The following is a 22,517-nucleotide window of genomic DNA, read 5'->3' as shown; positions in this document are numbered from 1 at the left end:
ACCGACGGCCCGGGACGGCACACCGTCCCGGGCCGTCCGCGCGCCCTGCCGCCGCGGCAGTCCGGGGGCGGACGAACCGGGGCGTATCAGGCAGCCGACTCCGTGGCTCCTCTCCTCGGGCGCCCACGGAGAGGCCGCCACGCACGACGGCCTGTTCCACCGCCGCCTCGACGGTGCGGTGTACCGGTGGCCGCGTCCGTGGGTGCCCGGCCCCGCTCCACATCACCCCGAGGGAGACCCATGCCCACCATCGGCGAGCTCGGCAAGACCCTGATGGACAACATCGGCGTCGTCCTGCGCGGCGGTCCCGACCAGCCGCTCCCGGAGTCGGCGTTCCTGACCTGGTGCCGCCCCGGCATCCCGTTGACCGCGGCGGACCTGGACTTCGCCGAGAACGGCGTCTTCAGCGCGGCGACGGCGGAGGGTCAGAAGGCGCTGTCGAACCACGCGTTCGCCTTCAGCACGCTCATGGACTACATCCCGACCATCGGCCGGAACTACGACCACGCCCAGCAGGAGGCCTCCTTCGCGCCGCAGGGCGGGATGCGCCTGAGCGTGATGTACGAGCAGATCCTCAAGGCCGCCAAGGTCGTGCACCACGAGCTGACCGACGAGGAGAAGGCCCGCCTCGAGCGCTGCCGGGCCTTCCTGCAGAACACCGTCAAGGTGCAGGACCTCATGAGCGGGCAGCTCGTCGAGAAGGCGACGCCCTCCGCGGCGGTGAAGGCCTACGACGACGCGATGGCGGCGTGGATCCTGGCCAAGACCAGCCGCGGCAACAAGCTGGCCGCCGCACGCGCCGCCACCGGAGCGGCGGGGCTGGCCGCCGTCACCGACTGGGAGACCAACCACGAGGTCTACGACATGCAGGTCGCCCTCGCTGAGGCCAAGTGGGCGGCCGAGGGCCACCGCAACGAGGTGGACCAGGCACGGGCCATCGTCGACCAGACCACACTGCGCAACCTCGTCCTCTGGAAGGCCGCACTGCTCGACCAGTTCGCGAAGGGCCGGCTGGCGCACGTCGACTCGGGCACCAGTTTCCCGTACACGACTCTGGTCCCCGGCAACGTCGCCAATTCGCCGGGGTGGACGACCTACGAGCAGACGCACGAGCACCGCAGCATCTCCACCCACCAGGAGTCGACGTCCTGGAACGCCTCGGCGGGCCTCGGCTTCGGGCTGTGGTCCTTCGGGGCGAACGCCGGCGGGGAGAGCCACAACAGTGGCATCGACGTGCAGTGCCAGAGCTTCCGGCTCTCCGTCGAGCTGGCCCAGGCGGTCGTCGTCCGGCCGTGGTTCTTCCCGGAGTTCCTCGTCAGCCGCGGCTGGACGCTGCGCCCGGGGGACGGCTGGACCTTCGACGGCGTGCCCTCCGACGGAGGGGACCCACCGCGCGGCCTCCTCGTCGGCTACCCGACACAGGTGATCCTGGCGCGCAACCTCACCATCACGTCGGACGAGTTCGCCTCCACCTACCGCGAGACGTCCTCGCGCGTGGGTGCCGGCGGGAGCGTGGGCTGGGGACCCTTCCGCCTCGCGGGCGGCTACTCCCACAGCGACCACGACACCAAGCTCGAGGTCACCCAGGACGGGGCGACGATCAGGACGAACGGCATGCAGGTCCTGGGGTTCGTCAACCACAAGCTCGGCAAGACCCCCGACCCCCTGCCGAGCATCCCCGAGACGGACTTCGCCTGATGCCGGGGGACGAGGCCGCGGTGCGTCCAGGCGTGGACACGAGGGTCGTCCTCGCACTCCACGCCCTGGGCGTCACCGGTTTCGCTGCGGGCCGGACGGCGGCGGTGCCCCGGCCTGCCACGGGGTTCTCCTTCGAGGACCTGCGCTTCTGGCCGGCCGAGGAGGCCGAGGACAGCCGGCGAGCCGAGGCGTTCGCGCTGCTGCTCAACAGCCGGCTCCGCCCACCGTTCGCCACTCCGGAGCCCCGCCTCCTGTGGGACGTCTACGGCGAGGTCCTCGATCCCGCGCGGGTCCGCCTCGCCGAACGGACCCCGACCCCCGAGGAACAGGCGCGCCACGACGCAGCGAAGGCACTGCTCACGCCCCAGGTGCTCAGCACGTACTTCTCGTGCAGACAGGCCGTGGGGACGGCGCTGGTCGACCTCGCCACGGTGCGTGCCTCCCGGCCCGACCCCTCGACCGGGTCGGAGGCGGCCTGGCAGGCGCAGGTGGCCCTCGCCGAGGACCGGGTGGCTGCGGCGCAGGTCGAGCTGCAGCTGACCGGCCGGGCCGGGGAGGTCGAGGCGGCCATGGCCGTGGTCGATGCCTGGCCGGGAGCGGCTACCGCCGTGTCCTGGTCGGAGCACCGGCAGCAGTTCGAGCTCGCCGACGTGGGGTCACTCGACGGCGTCTCGAGCTACTTCCTCACCCGCTTCGTCCCCACCGACGTGCTGGAGGGACGGGGCTGGGTCCGCTTCGAGCTGCCCGGGTCGCGGATCGGGGAGCTGATCGCCGGGCTGCCTCCCGAGGTGGCCGCTGCCGGTGGTGAGCCCGCGCAGGACGCCGACATCGACCGGCTGACCGTCGAGCTGAGCTACGTCCAGGTCCTGCGGCCGTGGTTCGACCCGGGGGTCCTCCGCTCGCGAGCGTGGCGGTACGCCGACGACACCTCACCCGTGGTGTCGGACGGGGGCACACCCGCGGCCGGGGACTTCCCGTACCTGGTGACCGGGCTGGTCCTCGCCCGCAACCTGGAGCTGACGGCGGCGTCCGGGACGGGCGGAGGGACCCCACCGCTACGGCTGGGCTACCTCCGGCACGGGATCGAGATGTCGCCTCCCTCTGCGCTGCCGGGTCTGCGACCGCCGGTGCCGATACCGGAGCCGGACGGTCCGCGGGTGGTCGACGTGAGCCACGTCGTGCGCCCGGACCCGGTGGACGGGGGACTCCTGGTCGACCGTGACCCACCGGTGCTGGCCCGCCGCGAGACCGACCTGGTCGAGGTCGTCCACCCGCGGTGGCGTGCCGAGCTCCGTTCCCGTCGGCTGACCGAGCTCCCCGTTCGGCTCCGGACCTGGCTGGCGGACGTCGACTTCGCCAGTCCCGATGTGTCCACCACCCCGACGACACCCCCGTCGCCGTCCACGCGTGTCCTCGTGGGCGCTGACGAGGCCATCGTCGTCGCCTACCTGCTGGAGCCTGTGGGCCCTGCTCCGGCGCCCGACCCCGGGCTGAGCTGGCCCTGAGTCGCCCGGCCGGCCGGGGCGCCCGCGCGTAGGCCCCCGGCCGGCCCTGGGTTCGCCGCGGTCCACGACCGGCGCCGCGACCGCTTCGTCCACCCCACCCCTCAGCTGCACAGGAGGTGCACCATGCCCGTGTCCGACCGTGAGCTCGTCATCGGGGACGGTCCCGAGATCTACTACGTCCAGGGCCAGTTGCGTCGCTGGGTGCCCGACGCCGTCACCCTCGCCACGCTGGATCCGCGGAGCTGGGCCGCCGTCCGGCGCGTCCCCCAGGACGAACTCCTGGCCCTGGAGCTCGGGGCGCCCCTGCCGCCGATGGTCGACGGCAGCGTGCTCGTCTGCCCCGACGGCACCGCCTACCTGGCACGCGGCGGAGTGCTGCACCGGATCCCGGACGCCGAGACCCTCGCGCGTCAGCCACGCGACCGCGTGGCCGCCGTCGATCCGGCCGACATCGCCCTGCTCCAGGCCGCGGTCGGCGATCCGCTCCCCAGCGTTCGGGACGCCGACGCCGGAGCCCTGGCGATCGACGCCTACATCCGCTCCCTCGCACCGCTCCCGCACGAGGGCGATGGCGACACACCCGGGCCGGTACAGCAGCGGCCGGGGGTCACCGACGTGGACGGCGTAGCGGTGGAGGTGTTGGAGCAACGTGTCCGGATGGCCCGGCAGGTGGCCGACTTCGTGGAGGTCAGCCCCATCCCGGACACCATGTGGCCCGGCGCCGCCGTGACCGGGGCCTCCGTGCAGTCGGGCGCCCTGGCACCGATCGCCCTCGGCCGGGCTCCGGGGTGGGTCACGCTCACCACCGACCTGACCCTGCCGCAGGTGCGCTCCCAGTCCCGTCGCCTGGACGAGCCCTCTCTGCGCGGGTACGTGGACACGCTCAACGAGCTGGTCGACGACCTCGCCCCGCAGGACAGCGCGGCGGTCATGTCCCTCCGGCTGGAGAAGGTCAGCACGCTCGAGGAGGCGATGGTGAAGTTCGGCCTGAACCTCAAGGGCTCCGGCTGGGGGGTCGACGCGAAGGCGCGACTCGACACGCACCTCGAGCGGAGCACGACCTTCGGGGTGTTCTCCCAGGCCTACTACCAGGTGGTGTTCACGCCCGACGGCTCACCGCCGCGCTTCTTCTCCGACCAGGTCACCCTCGCCGACGTCCAGGCCTACGCAGGCCCGGACAACCCGCCCTGCTACATCTCCTCGGTCACGTACGGTCGGATGCTCACCTTCCTGGTGGACAGCGAGGCCTCCAGCCTCGAGGTGCAGGCGGCCGTCAAGGGGAGCTGGCAGGCGGCCGTCAGCGGTCAGGCCGATCTGGAGGCGACCTACAAGAGCACCCTGTCCCGCAGCTCCGTACGGGCCGTCGTGGTCGGTGGCTCGAGTGGTGCGGGCGGTGACGTCATCGTCGACCCGGCCAACCAGCTCCTGCCCTGGATCAAGAGCCAGCTCCGGATCTCGCGAGACCTGCCGGCGGCGCCGATCCAGTACACGGCGCGCTACCTGGCCGCACCGCACAACCTGGTCCGGGTCACTCGGGTCACCGACCCGGTGAAGATCGTCGACGCGAACGTCTACGGCGGCCGGGAGTTCGCGGGCCGGTTCGAGGTGGGGGAGGGCTCGGGCCGTGGTCCGGTGGCCACCGGCGTCCGGGTCAACCGTGGTGACGAGGTGACCGTCACCGCCACGGGGTCGATCTGGGCGGGCTGGGTCTTCATCGGGCGGAACGGCCCGGAGGGACTCGATGGCCCGCCGAAGCCGTGGTACCCGCTCCCGGAGGGCGACGGCGTCCGCGGGTCGATGCTCATCGGCGGGTACGACAACGGCAACTGGTTCCCCATCGGGTCGGGAACCCGCTTCCACGTCCCACCCGACAGGGACGACACCGAGCTGTGGTTCCGACTGAACGACGACAACATGGAGAACGGGAACGGCACGTTCGACGTCTCACTCACCCTGCGACGCCGCATGCCGGTCATCAACGCGATGGGCTGATGCACCTGACGCCCCCGGGAGCGCCCGACGGTCGCTCCCGGGGGCGTCGTGCTTCGCAACCCGTCTGGCGATCGCCATTCCACCGCCTCCGCCCTACGACTACCGGCATCGTTCTCCCTCATTTCCGCAGGGGGTGATCCACGTGGTCGCGTCGCGCGTCGCGTAGCGACCAGGTACAGCCGCCCGCATTCCTACGTCATGACGGCGGCCATTCCTACGTAGTCCTCTGGATGTGGCCTGACCACTCGTCTCGGAAGAGTCCTCCTCGACCAGTTCGACGCACCACAGAGGAGGGCGCAATGGCCACCGATGAATGGCGAAATGGAGCGGGGAGTGCCTCTCGCCGAGGCGATTCGTCCCCTTCTGACGTCATCGAGCGGCTGCGGATCGGGGACGAGGCGGCCTGGACCGACGTCGTGCGGTCGCACGAGTCCCGGCTGCGGGCGGTCGGCCGTGCCCACCGGCTGGGTGGCCAGGAGGTGGAGGACGCGCTGCAGCGCACCTGGGTCTCCCTGCTGACGCATGCGCGGCAGATCCGCGACCCCCGGTGCCTGCCCGCGTGGCTGACCACCACGATGCGCAACGAGTGCCTCCGGGAGCTGCGCGGCCCCGGCCGGCTCCGCGACCAGCTGGTCGGCGACTGGGATCCGTACGAGGCCCGGTGCGCGGACGACGACGTCTGTGACGTGCTCCCGGACCTGCTCCACCGGAGGGAGCTCGCCGCGCGGATCTGGGACCACGTCGACGCCCTGCCGCCGCGACAGCGGGACCTCGTCCGGGCGCTGTACGGCGAGGAGGAGGTCTCGTACGCCGACGTGTCGGCTCGGACGGGCATGCCCGTGGGCGCGATCGGACCGACCCGTCAGCGAGCTCTCTCCCGGCTGCGGGAACTCATCGGCACGCAGGATGGCTCGGAAGACGGGACCGCCCTGCTGAGCGCATGAGATGAGTAGTCAGCCGCCAATGGGCGGAGCTTCCGGTGCAACACACGCGAGCAGCATTCGAGAGGGTTCCGCTGACCTCCTGCCACGGCTAGGCTGCGGCTACTGCAATTCTGCCGGAACACCCCGACGCGCAATCCGAGGTGGCACACCGAAATCGCACCGTGGGAACCATCTGCTGTTCTCACGGCGACACCCAGGGGGCGGGATGCCGGAAGAGTCGAAGAAGGTCTGGATGGACATCTGGATCGACAATCGCGAGCCGGTGGCCGTAGAGGGCATCCCCGACGACCTCGTCCGGCAGATCGAAGACGCCCTGCGCGATGGCACGGTCCTCCGCCTCGACGTGGACCAAGGCGTCATGCTCATCAACGGGACGGCCACATCGACCGTCCTGGTCGCGGCCCACCGCCGGCCGGCGACCGCGGAAGCTCGTAACACCTGACCCGCTCGCGGACTCAGCGTTCAGCGGCTGGGCTGTCCGCCTCGGACACCAGGAGCCGGTGGGCGAGGGAAACCGCCTCCACTCGACTGGACACCCCGAGCTTGCGCAGCAGGTTGGAGACGTGTGTCGCGGCAGTGCGTTCCGTCGTGCTGAGAGCCCGGCCGATCTGACGGTTCGTCCGCCCGCGCATGAGCAGGTCGAGCACCTGCCGCTCCCTGACGGTGACCCCCAGCGCGCTGATCGGGTCCTCGGGCGGCGTACGGCCCGAGTCGCGCACCGGCGAGGCCTGGACCGCGATGGCGTCGCGAAGCAGCTGCGCGCGGCGCAGGAGGGGCGTGGCGCCGAGGTCCACGAGCAGCGTCTCGGCCTCGCCCAGCCGGTCGGCGGCCTCCCTCCGGCGTCGCCCTGCCGCCAGATCCTCGGCCTGACGCAGCAGGGCGTACGCGACGTCGTGGGGCTGGCCAGCCGCCCGCCACGCACCGGCTGCGATCGCCCAGCGTGTTCCCGGTTGAGCATCACTCTCCGGGTCGAGTTCGGCCTCGCACTGCGCGAGCAGTGCCCGTTCGTGCAGCGAGCACCGGTCCGGGTCGCCCCGCCGTGCCGTCAGGACCTCGACCACCGCATGCTCCACGGTGGCCATCCCGGACCGGAGGGCTGCGTCCGACCGGCGGGCACGGACGTGCGCCAGCGCCCGCGTGCAGACCGCGCACAGCCGGAGGGCGGTCGTCTGCAGGCCCACGCCCGGGAGGTCCCGCACCGCCTCGGCGGCGATCCGGAGCCCGTCGTCGCCGCGGCCCTCCAGCAACGCGAGCTGGATCTCCAGACCCCGGAGTCCAGCGGTGATCCGCGGGTCGGTGACGCTTTCCGCAGCAGTTCGCATGTCTTCCAGCAGGAGGCGGGCGGAGGCGGTGTCCCCGCGGGTGAGGTGCACTTCCACCAGCAGACCCTGCAGGTACTGGCGGTCCAGCGGCCCCCAGTCCTCCAGACCGGCCTCCGCCACTTCCCGCGCCTCGGTCAACCGCCCGGCCCGCAGGTGGGCGACGGCCAGGTTGGTGATCAGCACCGCGAGCATCGAGCGCGGCACGTCCAGGCTCGTCAGCTCCGCGACCCCCTCGGCCGCGGTGTCGCCGGCGTCAGCGGGGCGGCCTGCCTCCAGCAGGACGAACGCCTGGTTGGCGAACACCCGCATCAGTTCCTCGGCGTCGCCGGTGCGCCGCGCGAGGTCCCGGGCCTGACTCAGCCGCTCCAGCCCGGCCTCGAGCTCACCGGACACCCCCTGGCTGGTGCCCCAGGTGGTGAGGGCGTGCGCCTCGACCGCGGTGAGCTCCAACGTCCTGGCCGCCTCGACGGCCTCTTCCGCCACGGACGCGGCGCGGGCGAACTGCCCGGCGGTCGAGAGGCGGGTGGCCCACGACGCGAGGGCGCGCGCCGTCACGGGCGTCATGCCCTGGTCCCGCGCGAGGGTGACCGCCCGTTCGTGCAGGTCCAGCGCGCCGGACAGGTCCCCGTCGGCCCACACCAGCTGCCCCAGCCGCTCCAGCGCCATGGCCTCCTCGAGGGGCGAACCCCGGTCGACCGCCAGGGCGACGGCCCGACGTGCGTGCGCCAGTGCAGGTCCCAGGTCGCCGGCCCAGCGGCGGTCCTCCGCCGCCTGGAGCAGCAGGGGCACCAGCCGGGTCCCCGATGGACGCTCCGACGCGGCGTCCCACACGGCCAGCGCCGACTCGGCCTGCCGTGCCGCCTCCCCGTGGGCGTGTGCGTGCCGGGCCAGCGCCTCGGCCGTGACCGCCGCTGCCAGCGCCGCGGTCGGTTCAGCGGCCGCTCGCCAGTGGAAGGACAGCGCCACGGCCGTCCCGAGGTCGGGGCCCCGCTGCTCGGCGACGCGCTGGAGTGCGGGAGCCACGGCCCGGTGCACCCGACGACGCTCGGCGGGCGGCAGGCGCGCGTACACGGCCTCCTGGAGCAGCGCGTGCCGGAAGCGGTACGCCTCTCCGTCCGGGACGAGAGCGCCACGGTCGAGCAGTTCCCGCAGCGCCGCCAACCGGCGGGACTCGGGCAGGTCCAGGACGGCTTCCAGGAGCTCGTCGGTGAACTCCCGGCCGATCGCGGCGGCCGACCGCAGCAGCTCGGCGGCGTCGCCGGCCAGGCCTCGGAGCCGGGAGAGGGCGGCGTCGGCCACCTCGTCGGGCAGGACCGCGGCCCCACGCTCCCAGGCCGTCCGCAGTTCCAGCGCGTAGAAGGGGTTGCCGTCCGCACGCCGGGCGATCTCCCGCCGGACGTGGCCCGGGAGGCCGCCCCCCGCGTCGAGGAGGGCGTGGACCGCCGCGTCGTCCAGCGGAGGGAGGTCCACCGCCGTGGCCGAGCCCCGGCGCCGCAACTCGGTGAGCAACGTCCTCGTCGACTCCGCCGAGCTCTCGTCGTCCCGCGCTGTCACCAGGACCAGGAGCCGCTGCTCCCGGAGACCGGCCACGAGGAAGGCCAGCAGGTCCAGGGAGCTCCGGTCCGCCCAGTGGACGTCCTCGAGGACGAGGAGGACCGGGAACTGGGCGGCGAGCTCCGTGACCGCCCGCAGGCACTGCTGGAACAGCCGGCCGCGGTGAGTGCTGCCGCCCGCACGCACACCGGTGCCGATCGCGTCCAGGTCCGGCGCCGACTCGACGGCGGAGAGCAGGCGCGAGACGTCCCCGCGCAGCCCCTCGGGGAGGTCCGGCACCGTGAGGACGTCGTCGAGGACGCCGAGGAACGGCCCGTAGGGGAGGTCCTGGCCGCCCAGGGGGAGACACTCGCCGCGCAGCGCGCGTCCACCTCGCCGGGAGACCTCGTCCACGAGCTCTGCGGCCAGCCTGGTCTTCCCGCTGCCGGCCTCGCCGACGAGGAGTGCCACCGCCGGCATCGCGGCTTCGGCGCCCTCCCAGAGCCGCCGCAGGGTGACGAGTTGGCGCTCACGTCCCACCAGCGGTGGGGTCATGAGCCGGGCCCTCACGTGTCCGAGTGTCCCGCCGAGGCGCGTGGTGGGGAAGGCGATCGGTGACCGTGCGGGGTCGAGGAACTGCGGTGCGGCCGCCGCGGAACGGCCGGTGTCCACCCCGCCCCACTGGCGACCGGCATGTGGTGCGATGCAGCGGCGGGGAGGGGGGAGGGCCCATGACCGCCGCGTGGACCGGCGACGACGGTCCCGCACCGTGCCGCGGCCCGGCGATCCCGGCCCCGTCCCGGCCCCTTCGGCGGGGGACGGTGACGCGCGCGCTCGCCGTTGTCCGCCGGGTTCCCGTGGTGCAGGTCCTGACGAGCGGGCCGGTGCTCCGCGCCTCGGCGTACGCGGTCGTCTCGGCGGTCGTCGGTGGCGTCGTGCGCCGCCTGGCGACCGCGGGGCGGCCGGCCCGGCCCGAGCCGGTGAGCCGGGCCCGGGCGGCGCCGGCCGCGGGTGCGGAGGTCCGGGTCAGCTGGACGGTGGTCGACGTCCGCTGGACCGTCCGCTGAGCCCGCGGACGCGCCCACGGCGGGCCGGGCACCCCCGCCGCCGGCGCTCCGGTAGGATGGACGGCGTAGGGGAGTACCCCTCCACGCTGCGTCGTCAGTACGACCTGCCACCAGGTCCGGCGCGTCGGCCCGGGAGACCACCGGGCGGGGGAGACCTGCCGACCGTGTGGTGGAGGCCCCTACCGTGAGTACCGCTGACCTGTCGACCGTCGCTGCGCCGGCCGAGCCCGAGGGCTGGGTGACGCCGACGTGGGAGCAGGTCGTGCGCGACCACTCCGCGCGGGTGTACCGGCTGGCCTACCGGCTCTCGGGCAACCCGCACGACGCCGAGGACCTCACCCAGGAGACGTTCATCCGGGTGTTCCGCTCGCTGGCGGACTTCTCGCCGGGCACCTTCGAGGGCTGGCTGCACCGCATCACGACCAACCTGTTCCTGGACATGGTGCGCCGCCGGCAGCGGATCCGGTTCGACGCGCTGCCCGAGGACACCGAGCGGCTGCCGGGCACCGCGCCGGGCCCCGAGCAGGTCTACGCCGACACCCACCTCGACCCGCAGGTGCAGGCCGCGCTCGACGCCCTGCCGCCCGACTTCCGGGTGGCCGTGGTGCTGTGCGACATCGAGGGGCTGACCTACGAGGAGATCGCGGCCACCCTGGGCATCAAGCTCGGCACGGTCCGCAGCCGCATTCACCGCGGCCGCGTCCAACTGCGGCAGGCGCTGGCCCACCTCGACCCGCGGACGGGCGCCGTCCCGGCGGAGTAGCCGGCGTCAGCCCAGGACGTGGGTCTCCAGCCAGTCGTTGCGGAAGGCCCCGCGCGGATCCAGCCGCTCGGCCAGGCGGACGAAGTCCGCGTGCCGCTCGTAGCGCCCGGCGATCGCCGCCGCGTCGGCCGCGAACAGCTTGCCCCAGTGCGGCCGGGGCGCGAAGGGCTCGAGCACCCGCTCCAGGTCGACCAGCAGCTCGGCGACCGGCTCGGGGGCCGGCTGCCAGGTGAAGTGGAACGCCACGCTGGGCCGGTCGTGGTTCATGCTCAGCCAGAGCCGGTCGGCGGCCACCGTGCGGACCTCGCAGACCTGCACCACCGACCGGATCCGCGGCGCCAGCGACCGCATCGCCTCCAGCGCCGGGACGGCGCACCCGCTCGGCACCAGGTACTCCGACTGGAGCTCGTCGCCGGCGCTGGGGGTGAAGCCCATCCGGAAGTGCGGGAGGCGGTCGGACCACAGCCCGCGCCGGCCCAGCTGCGGAGTGGCCGGCGCGGGGTCCAGGCCGATGACCGGGTGCCGGTCGACCGTCGCGGGGACGGCGCCGAACAGGTCACCCTCGGGGACGACGTCCCGGTCGACGCGGGACTTGACCCACACCATGTCGACGTCCTCGCCCCAGCCGGTGAAGACGCTGACGCTGTAGCCGCAGGACACGATGTCGTCGAAGTGCTCGGTGAGCGCCGTCCACGGCAACCGCTCGAACACCCGCTGCTCCACCTCGTAGGCCGGCTCGACGTCGAGGGTGAGCCGGGTGACCGCACCCAGCGCGCCCAGCCCGACGACCACGCCGTCGAAGTCGGGCTCACCGCGGGCGAACCGCACGAGCTCGCCGTCGGAGGTGACCAGCTCCAGCGCCGCGACCGCGGTCGCCAGGTTGCCGTTGGTGACCCCGGAGCCGTGGGTGGCCGTGGCCACCGCACCGGCGACCGAGATGTGCGGGAGGGACGCGAGGTTGTGCAGGGCCACGCCGGCGTCGCGCAGGACGTCTGCCAGCTCCCCGTACTTCACGCCGCCGCCGAGGGAGACCGTGCGTGCCTCGGGGTCGACGTCGATGTGCGCGGGCAGCGTCGCCCCGCTGGTCATCGCCTCGAGCGAGATCAGCTCGGCGGAGTCGGCGATGCCGGTGAAGGAGTGCCGGGACCCCAGCACGTGCACGCGCGGCGCGGCGGCCACGACCTCCTGCACCTGTTCGACGGTCGCCGGCCGGTGCAGGCGCCGGGCGCCGTACGTGTAGTTGCCCGCCCAGTTGGTCCCCGCGGTCGCGTCTGCTGTCACGGTGCCCAGTGTGCCGAGGAAGCGCCCCGGTGGTCCGGCACACACCCGGATGAACCGGCCCCGGGTCGGTGTTGCACCGAAGTCCACCCACCGGCCGGGGCTCCCGGCCACCAGAGGAAACCCCATGCCCCACCGCACTCCCTGTTCCCGTCACTCCCGCTCCGTCTGGATCGCCAGCTGCGACGACTGCACCGCCTGGCACCTGTCCGACCTGCGCTCCCGCCGCGACGCCCCGGCTCCCGTCGACACCGACCGCGGAGCCGAGCCCCGGGCCCGCCCCGGCGAAGCCGACGCCGCCTGACCGCCGTCCCGCCTCGCCGGGGGACGGCGGGGTAGCGTCGGTACCGACCGACCGTGGCGGCGGCCCGCGGGTCCGCGGCCGCGCCGGCTGACGCAGAGGGGGTGCCGGTGTGACCGTGGTGCGCCCCACCGGCGACTGGGACGGGGCCACCTTCGCCCACGAGGGCTTCACCTTCGGCACCGACCAGGAGGTCGTGGACCGGGTCGTCCCCTTCGTGCTGGAGGGCCTCTCCCGCGGGGAGCCGGTGCTGGTCGTCGCCGGTGAACGGGTGCGCACCGTGCTCGCCGAACACCTGGGACCGGACCTGGACCGGCTGGCGTCCTTCACCGCCGCCGAGGGCTGGTGGCAGGGCGGCCACCGCACGCTGCACGCCTACGACCGGGACCTGCGTGCCCTGCGGGCGTCGGTGCCCACCTGGCGGCTCGCCGCCGAGCCGGTCTGGCTGGCCGCGGAGGACGGCCGGGAGTGGAGCCGCTTCGAGGCGGTCGCCAACCGCTGCTACACCGCGATGCCGTACTACAGCCTGTGCCTGCACGACCGGCAGCGCCTCACCCCGGCGGTGCTCGACGCGGTCGGCCGCACCCACCCGCTGACGTGGGGCGGCTCCACGCCGGTGGCAGCCGCGGCGTTCGAGGACCCCCGGCACTTCCTCCGATCGGCCCAGCCGGCCTGGCGGGAGCGGCCCGCCGGGGCGCCCGCCGTCGCGGTCACCAGCCCGGCCGAGGCCCGCCGACTGCTCGGGGCCGCCAGGGACGGGTGGTCGGCCCGGTGCGACGACGTCGTCGCGGCCGGCCACGAACTGGTGGCCAACGCGCTGGCCGTCGCGCCCTTCGCGTCGGTCGCCACCTGGACCGACGCGGACGCCCTCGTCGTCGAGGTCGCCGACGCCGGGCCCGGCCTGCGAGACGAGACGCTGGGCTACGTCCCGCCGGACGACGACCCGCGCGCCGCGCGGGGGATGTGGCTCGCGTGGAGCCTCGCCGACGACGTCGCCGTCCGCACCGGGTCCTCGGGGACGACCGTCCAGCTGTTCTTCCGCCGCTGAGGATCGCGCCGCGACCTCTCGCCGGCGGCTGAGGCGAGGAGGGGAACGGCATGGACATCACCACCGTCAACGACCGCCACCTGTACCAGGCGCGGGTCGTGGTCAGCGACGCCGATGACCCCGGGGGACGGGTCGAGCTGCCCGGCCGGGTGGTCCGGTTCGGGCCGCCGGGCTGGCTGACCGTCGTGGACCAGCTGACCGACGACGCCGACGTCGAGCTGTACCCGATGACCCGGGTGCTGGCGGTGACGCACCTGCGCGAGTACGGCGGCGCCGCGCTCCGCTCCAGCGCCGCCCACTGACCCGGTCGGGCTCGGGAGACGGTGGGACGCCGGTCGGTCAGCCGCCGGCCAGCAGCCCGCGCACCGCGTCGATCGTGTCGGCCTCGGCCGGCGTCTTGTCCGGGCGGTAGCGCAGCACGCGGGCGAAGCGCAGGGCCACGCCGCCGGGGTAACGGGGGCTGCGCTGGGCGCCGTCCAGGGCGATCTCGACGACGAGCTCGGGCCGCAGCAGCACCCCCCAGCCGGGCCGCTCCCGGGCCAGCTCCGGGAAGGTCCGCGTCTGCCAGTCCAGCAGCTCGTCGGTCATGCCCTTGAAGGTCTTGCCGACCATGACCGGCTCGCCGCCGTCGGGGTCGCGGGCGCCGAGGTGGATGTTCGACAGCTTCCCCGAGCGGCGGCCGTACCCCCACTCGGCGCCCAGCACCACCAGGTCGAGGGTGTGCACCGGCTTGACCTTCTGCCAGGCCCGGCCGCGCCGGCCGGCCGCGTACGCGGCGTCGAGGGCCTTGACGACGACGCCCTCGTGGCCGGCCGTGAGCGCGCCGTCGAGCACGTCGGCGGCCTGGCCGGGGGAGGGGCGGCGGACGCCGGGCATCCGCAGCGGCGCGTGCTCGTCGGCGGCCAGCAGCCCGGCCAGGGCGTCGAGGCGCACGCGCAGCGGCTCGTCGAGCAGGTCGCGGCCGTCGAGGTGGAGCAGGTCGAAGAAGAACGGGCTGAGCAGCACCTCCGCCTCTGCCGCTTCCCCGCCCCCCTCGCTGCCGAAGCGGCTCATCGTGTCCTGGAAGGCGCGCGGCCGGCCGTCGTCGTCCAGCGCGAGGGTCTCCCCGTCGAGGACGGCCGCGGTGCACGGGAGCGCGCGCACCCGCTCGACCAGCTCGGGCACGCCGGCGGTCACCTCCCGCAGGGTGCGGGTCCACACCCGGACCTCGTCGCCGTCCCGGTGCACCTGGATGCGGGCGCCGTCGAGCTTGTACTCCACGGTCACGTCCTCGCCGAGGTCGGCGAGCGCGGCGTCCAGCGAGGAGCCGGGGCTGGCCAGCATCGGCCGCACCGGACGGCCGACCTGCAGGCGCACCGCGGTGAGCGCGTCCACCCCGCCGGCCAGCGCCGCGGTGGCGGTGGTGGGGAGGCTGCCCGACAGCATGAAGGCCCGCCGGACGTCGCCGGCCGGGACGTCGGCCGCCGCGCCGACCGCGTCGAGGACGACACCCTCGAGCGCCCCCTGGCGCAGCTCGCCGGTGAGCAGCCGGACGAGGAACCGCTGCTCGTCGTCGGTGGCGGCGCCGAACAGGCCGGCGAGCGCCGCCTCGCGGCGGGCCGCCGACCCCGGGCCGGAGGTCGCGGCCAGCTCGGTGAGCGCGCCGTCGACGGCGCCGACGGTCAGCGACGCCTGCGGTGCGGGGTCGTGCGCCTGCCGCGAGAGGGTCCGCCAGCCCACGCCGAGCCGGCCCTGCAGGGGCTCGCCGGCCAGCCAGGCGGTGACGGGCGCGACGTCGTCGGCGTGCGCGCGGCGCAGCAGGTCGGCGATCGCCGCGGCCTTCGCGGTGCGGGAACGGGTGGCCGCGACCGCGGCGGAGACGGCGACGACGTCGGCGAACAGCACCGCGCCATCGTGGCAGCAGGGACCGACCTCAGACGGGGGTGCTCAGCAGCTCGCGCAGGGTCTTGTCGACGAACTGGTTGTCCGGGCCGTACACCCCGAGCCCGCCGAAGTGGCCGTAGATCGTGTCGATCACCCGGACCTGGCCGTTCGGGATGAACTGCGATGCCCACTGTTCGTCCTCGGGCGGGAAGTACAGGTCGGTCCGCGCCGGCATCGACACCAGCGGGCAGCGGATCGAGCGCAGTGCCGCCTCGGTGTCCCCGTCGAACCCCGGGGTCTTGCCGACGTCCCCGTTCTCCCACGTCCACAGCATGGCCAGCAGGTTGTTCGGGTCCCGGCCGTCCAGCCAGAAGCCCTCCCAGAAGCCCACGAGGAAGTCCTCGAGCGTGGAGTAGCCCATCTGCCGGTACTCCTGCTGCCAGTAGAACGCCTGCGACAGCCCCCAGCCGGCGTAGATGCGGGCGAAGGCGCGCAGCCCGGCAGTGGGCAGCGCGTCCGGGGTGTAGTGGCCGCCCTTGAAAGCGGGGTCGAGGGTCAGCGTGGCCCGCAGGCTCTTCAGGAACACCTGGTTGTGCTCGCTGGTCCGCGGCGAACCCACGATCGGCGCGGCCCGCTTGACCATCTCCGGGTGGCTGACCGCCCACTGGTAGGTCTGCCCGGCGCCCATCGAGGAGCCCAGGACCAGCTCCAGGGACTCGATGCCCCACTTCTCGGTGAGCAGCCGGTACTGGGCCTCGACCTGGTCGTAGAAGGTGACCGGCGGGAAGTGCGGCCCGTCGAACGGGGGCGGGGTGTTGCTCGGGGACGACGAGAGCCCGTTGTTCAGCTGGTTCGGGACGACGATGAAGTACCGCCCGGGGTCGCAGGCCAGGCCCGGCTCGATGCTCCACTCGTTGGCGTCGTGCCAGGCGCTGAACCAGGTCGGGTGCAGGATGACGTTGGACCTGTCCTCGGCCAGCGTGCCGTAGGTCTTGTACGCGAGCTTCGCCCCGCGCAGCGTGCCTCCGGACTGGAGGGGGAGGTCTCCCAGGTCGAACAGTTCGTGGTCGCTCGGTGCCGGCATGGCGCGCCTCCGTGGCTGGGAACCGTGGGGGCAGCCTGCAACCGGCGGCACGCCGTGGCAATGGCCCGGTGCGCGGGCCCGGTGCGCGGACCGGCGGGTGCGGACGTCGCCGCACCCGCCGGCCGGACTGGTCAGGCGCCGCCGTCGGCGTCCTGCTGGCCGATGCGCTGGTCGGCCAGGTCGCCGGCCTTGTCGGTCTGCTGGTCGAACTTGCCGCCGGTCTTGTCGTCGGCGAACTGCTCGGCCTTGTCCAGCGCCTGGTCGCTGCGCTGCTCGCCCTGCTCGCTGTTCAGGGCGTCCTTCGCCTTGTCCGCGAAGCCTCCGACGTCCATGTCGTGCTCCTCCCAGTCGGTGTGCGGGAGGTCGGGGACTACCCCACCGGAACGGCTCCGACCCCCGGAACGACGCGGCGATGAGTTCTCCCGCCGGTCACCGTCCTGACCTCGACACCGCTTACCACCGGGAGGAGACCCGATGTCGTTCCAGGCCTACCTCGACGCGATCGAGGAGAAGACCGGCAGGACGCCGCAGGAACTGCTCGACCTGGCCGCTGCCCGCGGCTTCGGTCCGACCACGGAGGCCGGGGAGGTCGTGGCCTGGCTGGAGGACGACCACGGCCTGGGGCGTGGCCACGCGATGGCCTTCTACTCGGTGCTCAGGAACGGGCCGGTCATCAGCGACAGGCACATCGGCAGCAGCGGGTCGCACCGGGACGAGTCCACCGTGCTGCGCCTCGACGGCAAGGCCGACCGCTCCCCGTCGTAGCCCGGCCCGGCCCGTGGCTCAGTGCAGGGGACGGGCGGCGCACCGCGCGTAGCTGTCGGCCCAGGGCCGGAGGCGCTCGACCGCCGCGCTCGCGGCGAGCACGTCGGCGTCGCCGTAGCGGCGCCCGATGACCTGCATGCCGACCGGCAGCCCGTCGACGTCCCCGGCGGGCACGGAGGCCGCCGGGTGCCCGGTGAAGTTCACCGGGTAGGTGAGGCACCAGCCGATCAGCGGGTCGACGTCGACGCCCTCGACGCGGCTCGGGCCGACCGTGTTGCCGTCCGTGGCGTTGTCCACCGGCAGGGCGGCCAGGGTCGGGGTCACCAGCAGGTCGTGGGTCCGCAGCACCTCCTGCACCCGGTCGTAGACGGCGGTGCGCATCCGCTGGTCGCGCAGCACGTCCATCGCGCTGAGCCGGTAGCCCTCGTCGATCCAGCGCAGGTACTCCGCCGGGAGGTCGTCGCGGTGCTCGCCGAGCACGTCGACGCCCTGGTCCCGCAGCCCCTCCAGGCCCTCGATGTTCAGCGGCGCGATCAGCCGGCACCACAGGTCGCTCAGCTCGCGCTGGTCGGCGTCGAAGCGGAGGTCGACCTGTTCGACGACGGCGCCGGCCTGCTCGAAGACCCGCACCGCGTCGGCGACGACGGCGGCGACCCGGCGGTCCACGGGGAAGCCGCCGAAGTCGGGGCTGTAGGCGATCCGCCGGCCGCTGACCGACCGGCGGGTCGCCGCTGCGAAGCCGGAGGGTTCGTCCAGCGAGAACGGGTCGCGGTCGTCGTAGCCGGCCAGGACGTCGAGGGCCAGGGCGGCGTCGTCCACGGTCCGGGTCAGCGCCCCCTCGAACAGGAACGGGTTGACCGCACCGAATGCGTTCGGCCGGGAGACCTGCGGCACCCGGCCGAAGGAGGCCTTGAACCCGTAGAGCCCGCACCAGGACGCCGGGATGCGGATGGAGCCCCCGCCGTCGGTGGCCTCGGCCAGGGGGAGCAGCCCGTCGGCGACGGCGGCCGCGCTGCCGCCCGAGCTGCCGCCGGTGTTCTTCGTCGGGTCGAACGGGTTGCGGGACGGGCCGAACAGCGGGTTGTCGCAGGTCCCGCGGAAGCCCATGACCGGGCTGTTGGTCTTGCCGACGAGGATCGCCCCGGCGGCCTCCATCCGCTCGGCGTACGTGCAGTGGGCAGGGACGCTGAAGCCCTGCAGCGCGGGGATGCCGCCGAAGGTCGCCGGCCAGCCGGGCTTGAAGTCGAACAGGTCCTTGAGCGCGGTCGGCACCCCGTGCAGGGGACCGAGGGCCTCCCCGGACACCAGCGCCCGCTCGGCCTGCCGCGCGCGTTCGCGGGCCTCGTCGAACGCGGTGAACACCAGCGCGTTCAGGCTCGGGTTGCGCGCCTCGATGCGGTCGACCACGGCGTCGAGCAGTTCGACCGGGGAGAGGTCGCGGCGCCGGATCCGGGCGGCGAGCTCGGTGGCAGGGGTGTAGGCGAGATCGTCGGACACGGTCTTCTCCGCACTGCGTCGTGGGGGGATCCCGGGCGTGCGGAGTCTGCCCAGGTCGCCGCGGCCGGGACAAGGGAGAGCGGCTCAGCCCCTCGCCGGGAGCCGGCCGTGTGCCGCGAGCGTCTCCAGCGCGCGCAGCGTCACGCCGCCCCGCCACTCGACCCGCTGGCCCTCGGACCAGGCCAGCCAGGAGAACTCCCACCCGCCGTCCGGGCGCTGCTCGGCCTCGAGCCGGTCGAGGTCGGCGTCGACCTGCTCGGGGGTGAACAGCGCGCGGCTGCGCAGGCCCGGCCGGGGCGACAGCTCCACCGGGGTGAGCCGCTCGTCGGCCGTCCCGCCGGGGACCGCGATGGTCCCGTCGGGCCCGATCGCCGGGCGCAGCCCCTCGACGGCGGCGCGGGCGCGGTCGTCGTCCGGGACGGCGTCGAGGAAGTCCAGCGCGAACTTCACCCAGTAGGCGCCGAGTTCCGCGGGGGCCTCGACCCGCGACCAGCACCACGCGGTCGCGTCGGCCAGCCAGGCGTCGTCCCGGCCGGCGCGGGTCAGCAGCGCGACGACGGCGAAGGTGAGGAACGACGGGCCGTCGTCCGGCGCCATCCAGGGCGCGTGCGGGAAGGCCGCCGCGCTCGGGAGGACGAAGGGCAGCGCGCCGTCGGGGCGGGCGGTCCGCGCCGCCCACGCGGCGGCTCCGGCGACCATCGGGTCGTCCAGCGCGCCCACCTCGTCGAACACCTCCAGCGCGTGCAGCAGGGCCGCCGGCTGGCTGGCGGGGTCGCGGACGTCGGGCTCCAGGGCGTGGCCGAACCCGCCGTCGGGATTGCGGTAGGCACGCAGGGCAGTGAGGACCGGCTCGACGGGCGCCCCGTGCAGCAGCACGGCGAGACGGTGCCGGTCGAGCAGGCGGGCGGTGTCGAGGACGAACCGTTCGGCTGCGGGGACGTCGATGGCCATGGACCGCACGCTAGGGAGCGGTCGGGGCGCCGTCTTCCAGGAATCGGACGGGCGTGGTTCCGGTGAGCCGGCGGACGTCGTCGGTCATGTGCGCCTGGCTGGCGTAGCCCGCGGCGAGGGCCCGGCCGGCCAGGTCGCCGGCGGGGAGGGCCCGCAGCCGGGCCAGCCGCCCCACCCGGGCCAGCATCTTGGGGCCGTAGCCGACCGCGGCCAGCGTCCGCCGGTGCAGCCGGCGCTCGGTCACCCCCAGCTCGGCGGCCACCGTCGCGACCCGCGCCTGCGGCCGGGCGAGCAGCCGGGCAGCGGCCGCCACCAGGGGGTCCGGGCCGGCCCGCCGCGACAGCACGGCCGCCAGCAGCAGCGCGCGACGGCGGACCGGGTCGGCCTCCGCCAGGGGAGCCGCCAGCCGCCGGGCGCCGTCCCCCCACAGGTCGGCCAGGTCGACCTCGCGGTCCCGCAGCTCCGCGGCGTGCGCCCCCAGTGCCGGGCCGGCCGCCCCGGGGCGGAGACGGACGCCGGTGAGCACCGTTCCCGGGGGGAGGTCCACCAGGCGTGGGCCGGTGTCGGCCCCGGCGACGACCAGCTCCCCGCCGGCTCCGGCGATGACGTCGAGACAGCCGTCGGGGACGACGAGCTGCACGTGGCCGGCCGGCGCCCGCTGCTCCCACACGCAGGCCACCAGGGTCGCGGCGGCAGCGGCCGGCCGGACCTCGCGGTACTCCGACGCCACCCCGCGACCCTACGACCGCGCGCCCGGGCGGAGGAGGGCCGTGCAGGTGACCCGCACCGACCTCCTCCGCTCGGCCGGGCGGGGGGGCATGACGTCCTAGACATCTGTTGCGAGACCCCGGAGTCCATCGCATCCTGTGCGTGGGCGGGGCCCCGGGGTTCTCCTCGGGTGCGCCCCGCCCGCCAGCTCCCCGCCCGTGCGGCGGGTCCCCGGCTCAGCCGCCGTAGGGCCGGGTGATGATCTCCAGGACGTGCCCGTCGGGGTCGTGCCAGTAGACGCCGCGACCGCCGTCGTTGGTGTTGATCTCGCCGGGGTGCTGCTCGAACGGGTCGGCCCAGAACGGCAGCCCCCGGGCCCGGATCCGGCCGAAGATGGCGTCGAACTCCTCCTCGGTGACCAGGAACGCGTAGTGCCGCGGATGCGCCTGCGGGTCGTCCATGAAGTCGAGGGAGACGTCGTTGTCCAGCGAGACGACGGCGAACGGGCCGAAGGTGGTGGGCGGCGGGAGCCCGAGGACGTCGGCGAGGAAGGCCGCCGACCGCTGCCTGTCGCGCGCGCCGACGATGGTGTGGTTCAGGTGCACCGGCATCGCGAGCTCCTCTCCGCGCCGGTCAGCCAAGCACCCGGACGGGCGCCGCGGAGGTCAGCGGGCCGTGGCAGGGCGGTTGGGCCCTGTCGGCACGGGGAGCCGGCGGTGAGCATCGGCCCCGGACGCGCCGTCCCGACGACCCGCGAGGGGCAGACGATGCTCGAGCACCCGACCACCGACCGCAGCCGGTTCCTCGAGGGGCCCTACGCCCCGGTCACCGAGGAGGTCACCGCCTTCGACCTGCCGGTCACCGGTCGCCTGCCCGCGGAGCTGACGGGCCGGTACCTGCGCAACGGGCCCAACCCGCTGGGCCTCGACGAGCCCGTGCAGCACTGGTTCCTCGGCCCCGGCATGGTGCACGGCGTCCGGCTGCGCGACGGCCGCGCCGAGTGGTACCGCAACCGCTGGGTCAGGTCCCGGCAGGTGGCCGAGGCGCTGGGGGAGCAGTGGGCCGGCGGCCCGGTGCACGCCGACATGGACTTCGCCGCCAACACGCACGTGATCACCCACGCCGGCCGGACGCTGGCCACCGTCGAGGCCGGTCCGCTGCCCTACGTGCTCACCGACGAGCTGGAGACCGTGGGCCCCTGCGACTTCGACGGCACGCTGCCCGGTGGCTACGCCGCGCACACCAAGCTCGACCGGGCGACCGGGGACCTGCACGCGGTCGCCTACTTCTGGGGCTGGGACCACGTCCAGCACGTCGTCATCGGTCCCGACGGGAGGGTCAGCGGCACCACCGACGTGCCCGTCGCGGACGGGCCGATGATGCACGACTTCGCCCTCACCGAGCGGTACGTGGTGCTGCTCGACCTGCCGGTCACGTTCAGCATGGACGCCGCGATGGCCGGGGTGCGGCTGCCCTACGCCTGGAACCCCGCACACCCGCCGCGGATCGGGCTGCTGCCCCGGGAGGGCGCGACCCGGGAGGTCCGGTGGGCCGAGGTCGACCCCTGCTGGGTCTTCCACACGCTCAACGCCTACGACGACGAGGACGGCCGGGTCGTCGTCGACGTGTGCCGGTACGGCGGCGACTACGACTTCTCCGCGCTGGCCGGGCAGGGGCCGCTCACCCTCGACCGCTGGGTCGTCGACCCGGTCGCCGGGCGGGTGTCCACGAGCCGGCTCGACGACCGCGAGCAGGAGTTCCCGCGCGTCGACGAGCGGGTCGTCTCCCGGCCGCACCGCTACGGCTACAGCGCCGCCATGGGCGACCTGGGCCCGGCGACCGTGCAGCCGACGGGGACGTTCACCGACGGCGCGTTCGCCAACGCCCTGCTCAAGCACGACCTGGTCGCCGGGACCGTCGAGGCGCACGCCTTCGAGCGGGACGCCACCGTCGGGGAGGCCGTGTTCGCGCCGTCGTCCCCCGACGCCGCGGAGGACGACGGCTACGTCCTGGCCTTCGTGCACGACCCCGACCGCGGCGCCGCCGACCTCGTCGTCCTCGCCGCGCAGGACTTCACGGGGGAGCCCGTGGCGCGGGTCCACCTGCCGGCGCGGGTGCCCCTGGGCTTCCACGGCAGCTGGCTCGCCGACGGCTGAGGCCCCCGCCCTCCGCGGAGCCGTCGGCGGTGTCCGCGACAC

At 74.3% G+C, this 22,517-nt stretch carries 20 protein-coding genes; 11 read left to right on the top strand and 9 right to left on the bottom strand.

Annotated features, from left to right (window positions below; translation table 11 throughout):
• Positions 1–240 precede the first annotated feature (240 nt).
• The 5 genes from ACI789_RS16730 (at position 241) to ACI789_RS16710 (ending at position 6,581) form a co-directional block, all read left to right on the top strand.
• Positions 241–1,698, top strand: a complete 1,458-nt coding sequence (locus ACI789_RS16730; protein ID WP_457010498.1) for a hypothetical protein — start codon at positions 241–243, stop codon at positions 1,696–1,698.
• A gap of 32 nt (positions 1,699–1,730) precedes the next feature.
• Positions 1,731–3,203 (top strand): hypothetical protein, encoded by a 1,473-nt coding sequence (locus tag ACI789_RS16725; RefSeq protein WP_457010497.1) that lies wholly within the window; start codon positions 1,731–1,733, stop codon positions 3,201–3,203.
• Between the two features lie 123 nt (positions 3,204–3,326).
• Positions 3,327–5,195, top strand: coding sequence for a thiol-activated cytolysin family protein (locus ACI789_RS16720; protein WP_457010496.1), 1,869 nt, complete (start codon positions 3,327–3,329; stop codon positions 5,193–5,195).
• Positions 5,196–5,425: 230 nt separating this feature from the next.
• Positions 5,426–6,139, top strand: coding sequence for an RNA polymerase sigma factor (locus tag ACI789_RS16715; protein WP_457010495.1), 714 nt, complete (start codon positions 5,426–5,428; stop codon positions 6,137–6,139).
• A 232-nt stretch (positions 6,140–6,371) separates the two neighbouring features.
• A complete protein-coding gene (locus tag ACI789_RS16710) occupies positions 6,372–6,581 on the top strand; it encodes a hypothetical protein (RefSeq protein WP_457010494.1) in 210 nt (69 codons plus the stop codon).
• A 13-nt stretch (positions 6,582–6,594) separates the two neighbouring features.
• Here ACI789_RS16710 and ACI789_RS16705 read toward each other — a convergent pair whose 3' ends face one another.
• On the bottom strand, positions 6,595–9,564 hold the full coding sequence (locus tag ACI789_RS16705; protein WP_457010493.1) for a helix-turn-helix transcriptional regulator: 2,970 nt from the start codon (positions 9,562–9,564) through the stop codon (positions 6,595–6,597).
• Between the two features lie 290 nt (positions 9,565–9,854).
• Between ACI789_RS16705 and ACI789_RS16700 the strand changes: the two genes are divergently transcribed.
• Positions 9,855–10,061: a hypothetical protein gene (locus ACI789_RS16700; protein WP_457010492.1), complete on the top strand. Its 207-nt coding sequence runs from the start codon at positions 9,855–9,857 to the stop codon at positions 10,059–10,061.
• A gap of 184 nt (positions 10,062–10,245) precedes the next feature.
• Complete coding sequence (gene sigE / locus ACI789_RS16695) at positions 10,246–10,824, top strand: RNA polymerase sigma factor SigE (RefSeq protein WP_457010491.1); 579 nt, start codon at positions 10,246–10,248, stop codon at positions 10,822–10,824.
• Between the two features lie 6 nt (positions 10,825–10,830).
• Here the strand turns inward: sigE and ACI789_RS16690 are convergent, their stop codons facing one another.
• Positions 10,831–12,105: an FAD-binding protein gene (locus ACI789_RS16690; protein ID WP_457010490.1), complete on the bottom strand. Its 1,275-nt coding sequence runs from the start codon at positions 12,103–12,105 to the stop codon at positions 10,831–10,833.
• Between the two features lie 410 nt (positions 12,106–12,515).
• On the opposite strand from ACI789_RS16690, the gene ACI789_RS16685 reads away from it, so the two are divergent.
• Positions 12,516–13,451, top strand: a complete 936-nt coding sequence (locus tag ACI789_RS16685) for an anti-sigma factor RsbA family regulatory protein (RefSeq protein WP_457010489.1) — start codon at positions 12,516–12,518, stop codon at positions 13,449–13,451.
• Positions 13,452–13,501: 50 nt separating this feature from the next.
• Complete coding sequence (locus tag ACI789_RS16680; RefSeq protein ID WP_457010488.1) at positions 13,502–13,753, top strand: hypothetical protein; 252 nt, start codon at positions 13,502–13,504, stop codon at positions 13,751–13,753.
• 37 nt (positions 13,754–13,790) lie between these two features.
• Here the strand turns inward: ACI789_RS16680 and ACI789_RS16675 are convergent, their stop codons facing one another.
• The 3 genes from ACI789_RS16675 to ACI789_RS16665 form a co-directional block, all read right to left on the bottom strand.
• Positions 13,791–15,335, bottom strand: a complete 1,545-nt coding sequence (locus ACI789_RS16675) for an ATP-dependent DNA ligase (RefSeq protein ID WP_457010487.1) — start codon at positions 15,333–15,335, stop codon at positions 13,791–13,793.
• A gap of 28 nt (positions 15,336–15,363) precedes the next feature.
• Entirely contained in the window at positions 15,364–16,398 is a 1,035-nt protein-coding gene (locus ACI789_RS16670) for an alpha/beta fold hydrolase (RefSeq protein WP_457010486.1), read from the bottom strand.
• A gap of 131 nt (positions 16,399–16,529) precedes the next feature.
• Positions 16,530–16,730 (bottom strand): antitoxin, encoded by a 201-nt coding sequence (locus tag ACI789_RS16665; protein ID WP_457010485.1) that lies wholly within the window; start codon positions 16,728–16,730, stop codon positions 16,530–16,532.
• Positions 16,731–16,872: 142 nt separating this feature from the next.
• Here ACI789_RS16665 and ACI789_RS16660 point away from each other — a divergent pair, with 142 nt between their 5' ends.
• Entirely contained in the window at positions 16,873–17,163 is a 291-nt protein-coding gene (locus ACI789_RS16660; RefSeq protein ID WP_457010484.1) for a DUF4287 domain-containing protein, read from the top strand.
• An 18-nt stretch (positions 17,164–17,181) separates the two neighbouring features.
• Here ACI789_RS16660 and ACI789_RS16655 read toward each other — a convergent pair whose 3' ends face one another.
• From ACI789_RS16655 to ACI789_RS16640, 4 genes are all read right to left on the bottom strand, one after another.
• Positions 17,182–18,660 (bottom strand): amidase, encoded by a 1,479-nt coding sequence (locus tag ACI789_RS16655; RefSeq protein ID WP_457010483.1) that lies wholly within the window; start codon positions 18,658–18,660, stop codon positions 17,182–17,184.
• A gap of 84 nt (positions 18,661–18,744) precedes the next feature.
• A complete protein-coding gene (locus ACI789_RS16650) occupies positions 18,745–19,611 on the bottom strand; it encodes a hypothetical protein (RefSeq protein ID WP_457010482.1) in 867 nt (288 codons plus the stop codon).
• A 10-nt stretch (positions 19,612–19,621) separates the two neighbouring features.
• Positions 19,622–20,341, bottom strand: coding sequence for a DUF6597 domain-containing transcriptional factor (locus ACI789_RS16645; protein ID WP_457010481.1), 720 nt, complete (start codon positions 20,339–20,341; stop codon positions 19,622–19,624).
• 214 nt (positions 20,342–20,555) lie between these two features.
• Positions 20,556–20,930 carry a VOC family protein gene (locus tag ACI789_RS16640; RefSeq protein ID WP_457010480.1) on the bottom strand — a complete coding sequence of 125 codons (375 nt, stop codon included), beginning with the start codon at positions 20,928–20,930 and terminating at the stop codon, positions 20,556–20,558.
• Positions 20,931–21,035: 105 nt separating this feature from the next.
• Between ACI789_RS16640 and ACI789_RS16635 the strand changes: the two genes are divergently transcribed.
• Positions 21,036–22,475: a carotenoid oxygenase family protein gene (locus tag ACI789_RS16635; RefSeq protein WP_457010479.1), complete on the top strand. Its 1,440-nt coding sequence runs from the start codon at positions 21,036–21,038 to the stop codon at positions 22,473–22,475.
• Positions 22,476–22,517 lie beyond the last annotated feature (42 nt).

It is taken from the genome of Geodermatophilus sp. SYSU D00965, from assembly GCF_054050075.1.
Note: the sequence above shows the minus strand (reverse complement) of the source record. Positions and strands in the feature narration are given on the sequence as shown.